This window comes from Streptomyces thermovulgaris (genome assembly GCF_002155915.1).
GTDB lineage: Bacteria > Actinomycetota > Actinomycetes > Streptomycetales > Streptomycetaceae > Streptomyces > Streptomyces thermovulgaris.
The window spans coordinates 1-5023 of the sequence record NZ_MUME01000258.1 but is presented as its reverse complement, the minus strand read 5'-3'; the positions used below and the strand labels follow the sequence as shown (position 1 = coordinate 5023).

3 protein-coding genes and 2 pseudogenes are annotated in these 5023 nt (G+C 68.8%); all 5 read left to right on the top strand.

Annotation, left to right across the window (positions count from 1 at the left end):
- A pseudogene (locus tag CCN35_RS19920) lies at window positions 1-161 on the top strand (ATP-binding protein); the annotation flags it as partial.
- A 410-nt stretch (window positions 162-571) separates the two neighbouring features.
- Window positions 572-3808 (top strand): sensor histidine kinase, encoded by a 3237-nt coding sequence (locus tag CCN35_RS19915; RefSeq protein ID WP_086793777.1) that lies wholly within the window; start codon window positions 572-574, stop codon window positions 3806-3808.
- A gap of 10 nt (window positions 3809-3818) precedes the next feature.
- Entirely contained in the window at window positions 3819-4232 is a 414-nt protein-coding gene (locus CCN35_RS19910) for a roadblock/LC7 domain-containing protein (protein ID WP_029385896.1), read from the top strand.
- Window positions 4233-4332: 100 nt separating this feature from the next.
- The gene (locus tag CCN35_RS19905) at window positions 4333-4902 is read left to right on the top strand and encodes a DUF742 domain-containing protein (protein WP_067400627.1); all 570 of its coding nucleotides are present in this window, start codon (window positions 4333-4335) and stop codon (window positions 4900-4902) included.
- Window positions 4883-5023: pseudogene (locus tag CCN35_RS19900) on the top strand (ATP-binding protein); the annotation flags it as partial. The gene CCN35_RS19905 and the pseudogene CCN35_RS19900, both read left to right, overlap by 20 nt.

Here is a 5023-nt window from a genome sequence, read left to right as displayed (position 1 = left end):
GCTTCGACGGCCAGCAGCCGTACACCCCGGACGAAGTACGCGAAGCCCTGCAGATCGGCCCGGACATCCCCATCATCACCACCGACGCCCGGCACCGCGCGGACGCCAAGGCGACACTGATCACACTGGTCGAACACGCCCTCATGGCCCGGCTCAAGTAATGCCCGAGAACCATTCTCGGTAGCCGCCAAGTCGGCGAAACTGTACGGCAGTTGTCGTAGCCACATCGGGGTCGGCTGTGTCCTTTGACACGGCCGACCCCGATGTTCATAACGTTTCGGCAGAGGAATCGACGGGTATGGCCACGCGTCGCGCACATATGGTGCCGCTGCGCGCACGTTCTCCCGGCTTTTTGCCGACGCTCGTTCTTTATGACCGTTTTATCTGGGGCGCGCAAGCGCATACTCCGCTGGACCCCACTGTTTGGAAGAGTCCATGCTGACGTGCTGGAATGCCTGAACTGCCCAATGGTCAAAGACGTACTCGGCTGTACTGGGTCGTCGATGGCGGACAGGGTTCTGAGACACTGCGGCACGATGTAGGTGCCGACCGCCGAGAGGTTGTTGGTCGAGTGAGGCGAAGCAAGAACGGTCCCGAGCCGTCGGTCCGGGGCAATTTCACCCCGCCACCGCGCGGAAAGGCGCCTTCGAGTGCGCCGGGTTCGGAACCGACGGCCGCTCCCGTCCCGAGCGGCGGCCGTTTCTCTCCGCGCAACTGGCGGGTACCGACCCGGCTGAACGCGATCCTGCTCCTGCCCGTACTGGTCGGCCTCGTGATGGGCGGCTTCCAGGTCAAGGGGTCGATCGACACCTGGCAGGAGGCCGAGGACGCCGAAAAGGTGGCCCTTCTGGTGCGAGCCGCCAAGGACTACGGCCAGGCCCTTCTCAACGAGCGTGACCTGACCGCCGTCGACCTGCTGCAGGGCAACAGGAACTCCAAGCAGGTCAACGAACTGCGGGCACGCACCGACGCGGCCAAGGAGGAGTTCGACCGCGTCGCCCAGGACATGCCGCGCACCGCGGCCCTGGAGCGCCGGATGAAGCTCTTCCGCTCCAACGAGACCGCTCTCCCGCAACTGCGCGAGGCCGCCTACACGGCCGCCATGGACCCGGTGAAGACCGAGGAGGGCTACGTCGCGGTCCAGCACTCGCTGATGGAGTTCGCCAACGAGCTGGGAGTGGGCACCAGCAACGTCACCAGCTACGGCCGCACGGTCTACGCCGTCTCCCTGGCCAAGGCGGCCGCCTCACTGCAGCGCTCCATCGGTGTCCACCTCCTGGTGCGCCCCGCCGAGAAGCGGGACGCCGCCCAGCAGCAGCGGGTCTCCCTCGTGTCGTACCGCTACCTCGAGGGCATCGCGATCAACGAGTTCGTCTCGTCCGCCACCGAGGACGACGTGACCCGCCTCGACGACGTCATGGCCGAGAAGCGCCGGGCCGTCGGCGACAAGGGCACCGCGGTCGGCGCCGGGCAGAGCTCCTCCACCCAGGGCGGCGCCTACTCGGCGATGCCGGGCGCCGACAACATGCTCCAGGGCGTCGCCTCCGGCGCCTTCACCCCCGAGGAACTGGCGGCCAGGGGCGTCACCCCCAAGACCTGGCTGGGTGCCTACACCGCGAAGTTCGAGGGCTACAGCCAGGTCGAGAGCGAGCTGGTCGACAAGGCCGTGGCCGAGGCGCAGAACCTCTCCGACGACGCCAGGCGCGACGCCGTCATCACCGGTGCCGTCGTCGTCGTGACCCTGCTCGCCGCGTTCATCCTGGCCGGCATGGTGGCCCGCCAGATGAGCCGCTCCATGCGCAAGCTGCGCCACGCCGCCCTGGGCATCGCCGAGCAGCGTCTGCCGATGCTGGTCGACCAGCTCTCGCGCACCGACCCCGGCCGGGTCGACACCCGGGTGACGCCGATTCCGATCACCTCGACCGACGAGATCGGCGAAGTCGCACGCGCCTTCGACCAGGTCCACCGCGAGGCCGTCCGGCTCGCCTCCGAGCAGGCCCTGCTGCGGGGCAACATCAACGCGATCTTCACCAACCTCTCGCGCCGCAACCAGTCGCTGATCGAGGGCCAGCTGGCCCTGCTCACCGAGCTGGAGAACAACGAGGCCGACCCGGACCAGCTGGAAAACCTCTTCAAGCTGGACCACCTGGCGACCCGTATGCGCCGCAACGGCGAGAACCTGCTCGTTCTCGCCGGCGAGGAGCCCGGCCGCCGCTGGGACCAGCCGGTGCCTCTGATCGACGTGGTACGCGCGGCCTCCTCCGAGGTGGAGCAGTACGAGCGCATCGAGCTGTCCGGCATCCCCGACGCCGAGATCCACGGCCGCGCCGTGACCGACCTCGTGCACCTGCTGGCCGAGCTGCTGGAGAATGCCACCACGTTCTCCTCCCCGCAGACCAAGGTCCGCGTCACCGCGACCCGTCTCCCCGACGGCCGGGTGATGATCGAGATCCACGACAAGGGCATCGGTCTGACCCCCGAGGACTTCGCGGACATCAACCACAAGCTGGCCAACCCGCCCACCGTGGACGTGGCGATCTCCCAGCGCATGGGCCTGTTCGTGGTCGGCCGCCTCGCCGACCGGCACGGCATCCGCGTCCAGCTGCGCCCCTCCGGCGAGCAGGCCGGCACCACCTCGCTGGTCATGCTGCCGGACGCGATCACCCACGGCGGTGGCGGCGAGCAGACGCTGGAGCAGGAAGAGTTCACCGTCTCGCAGATCATCCCGGAGCAGCAGTTCCAGGGTGAGGACTTCAACGCCTCGCAGCCGGTGCGCACCGCCGCGGAGCTCGGCTTCGACGACAGCCGGTACGAGGTCCCGAACGACGCCAGGGCGCTGGACCCCATCGGCCGCTCGCTCCAGCGCGAGGAGCGCCGTGCCGCCCTGGAGGCGCAGGCGCAGAGCCGGAAGCAGGAGTCGCAGGCGGACGGGTCCGCCGACCACTCCGCCCAGCCCGCGGAGCAGCAGCCGGCGTACGACACCGGCCAGACGCCCTACCCCGAGCAGGGCGGATACGACCAGCAGCAGGGGACGGCCTACGACGAGACGGGCCAGTCCTCGTACGACGGGACGGGACAGCCGTCGTACAACGAGACGTACTACGCACAGAACGGTGGCCTGCCGGACGCCGGCGGCTCCTACTCGTCCGACGGCGGTTACCCCGACTCCGCCTATGCGGAGTCCGGACAGCAGGAGCACGCTCCGGCCGACGCCTCGGCGTCGGGGGCGTACACCGGCTTCCAGGAGCAGTCCTACCAGGGCGACTGGTCCCAGCAGGACGGCTACCAGAACGGCTACCAGGGTCAGTACGCTCCGGAAGCGGAAGCCACGCAGGCCACTGACGGAAACGAGACGAACCGCGTAGGCTTCGAGCGTCCGGGACCGGCCCCCTCCGCCGTCCACGAGCTGACCGACGCCGGTCTGCCCCGCCGCGGAACCACCGCGAGCGGTTCGAACGGCACGCGGCCCGTGAACAAGGAAACGCCGTCCCGTACTCCGGAGAACAGCGGCGACAGCAACTGGCGTTCGGCGAACGACGAGCGCTGGCAGCAGGCCGCGCAACTCCGCAAGCCCAAGGCCGGCGGGGTGACCTCCTCCGGTCTGCCACGGCGGGTGCCCAAGGCCAATCTGGTCCGGGGCTCCGCGGAATCGACCCCGCAGGGCGGCCCACAGGTCTCCCGCGCCCCCGAGGACGTCCGAGGCAGGCTGAGCAACCTGCGCCGGGGCGTCCAGCGGGGACGCAGCGCAGGAAGTGAAAAGAACGGCCAGGGCTTCGGTCCTGACAGCACCTACAACCAGGAGCGTTAGTGTGAGCCCGATGAGCCAGGCGGCACAGAACCTGAACTGGTTGATCACCAACTTCGTGGACAACACCCCCGGGGTGTCCCACACGGTGGTGGTCTCCGCCGACGGACTCCTTCTGGCGATGTCCGAAGGCTTTCCCCGCGACCGCGCCGACCAGCTCGCGGCCGTCGCCTCCGGTCTGACCTCACTGACCGCCGGTGCCTCGCGCATCTTCGAGGGCGGTAACGTGAACCAGACGGTTGTGGAGATGGAGCGAGGGTTCCTCTTCATCATGTCCATCTCCGACGGTTCGTCCCTCGCGGTCCTCGCACATCCGGAGGCGGACATCGGTCTCATTGGGTACGAGATGGCGCTTCTGGTCGACCGGGCCGGAACGGTCCTGACTCCGGATCTCCGCGCGGAGCTTCAGGGAAGCCTTCTCAACTAACAGCCAGACGGTGCGTTTCGGCGTCCCGAAGCCCTAAGGTTTCGGGACGCGGCTCCCCCGGAGCCATCGGGTGCCCGGCACAGTCGGAGGAGGAGAGAAAGTGGCAACACCCCCAGGCGGTCCGTCCTCGGGCAACTGGCCGTACGGCCCTGTCCAGGGTCAGGGCGACGCTTCGGCGAGCCCCTATTTCCCCTCCGCTCCGCACCACCAGCAGCCGTACGTGCCACAGGCCCCCGGCCCGTCGCCGTACGAGCAGCCACCGGCTCAGCCGATGCAGCCGATGCAGCCACAGCGACGCACCCCTGAGCCGGCGCCCGCCGGGGCGTCGAGCAACCCCCTGGTCCGCCCGTACGCCATGACGGGCGGTCGCACCAGGCCGCGGTACCAGCTCGCCATCGAGGCGCTGGTGCACACCACCGCGCAGCCGCACCAGATGCAGGGTCAGCTGCCCGAGCATCAGCGGATCTGCCAACTGTGCCGCGAGATCAAGTCGGTGGCCGAAATCTCGGCCCTGCTGTCGATTCCTCTCGGCGTGGCCAGGATCCTCGTCGCCGACTTGGCGGAGGCGGGCCTGGTCGCCATCCATCAGCCCGGCGGCGACGAGAACGCCGGTGGCCAGCCAGACGTGACACTGCTCGAAAGGGTGCTCAGTGGACTTCGCAAGCTCTAGCGGCGGTCCTTCCCGCTCCACCACCTCCGCCAAGATCGTGGTGGCGGGCGGCTTCGGCGTGGGCAAGACCACGTTCGTCGGCGCCGTCTCGGAGATCAACCCGCTGCGCACGGAGGCCGTC

Bases quoted from the DNA above. Each gene is read 5' to 3' on its own strand.
- CCN35_RS19910 (WP_029385896.1), top strand. From the start codon at position 3,819: ATGAGCCAGGCGGCACAGAACCTGAACTGGTTGATCACCAACTTCGTG.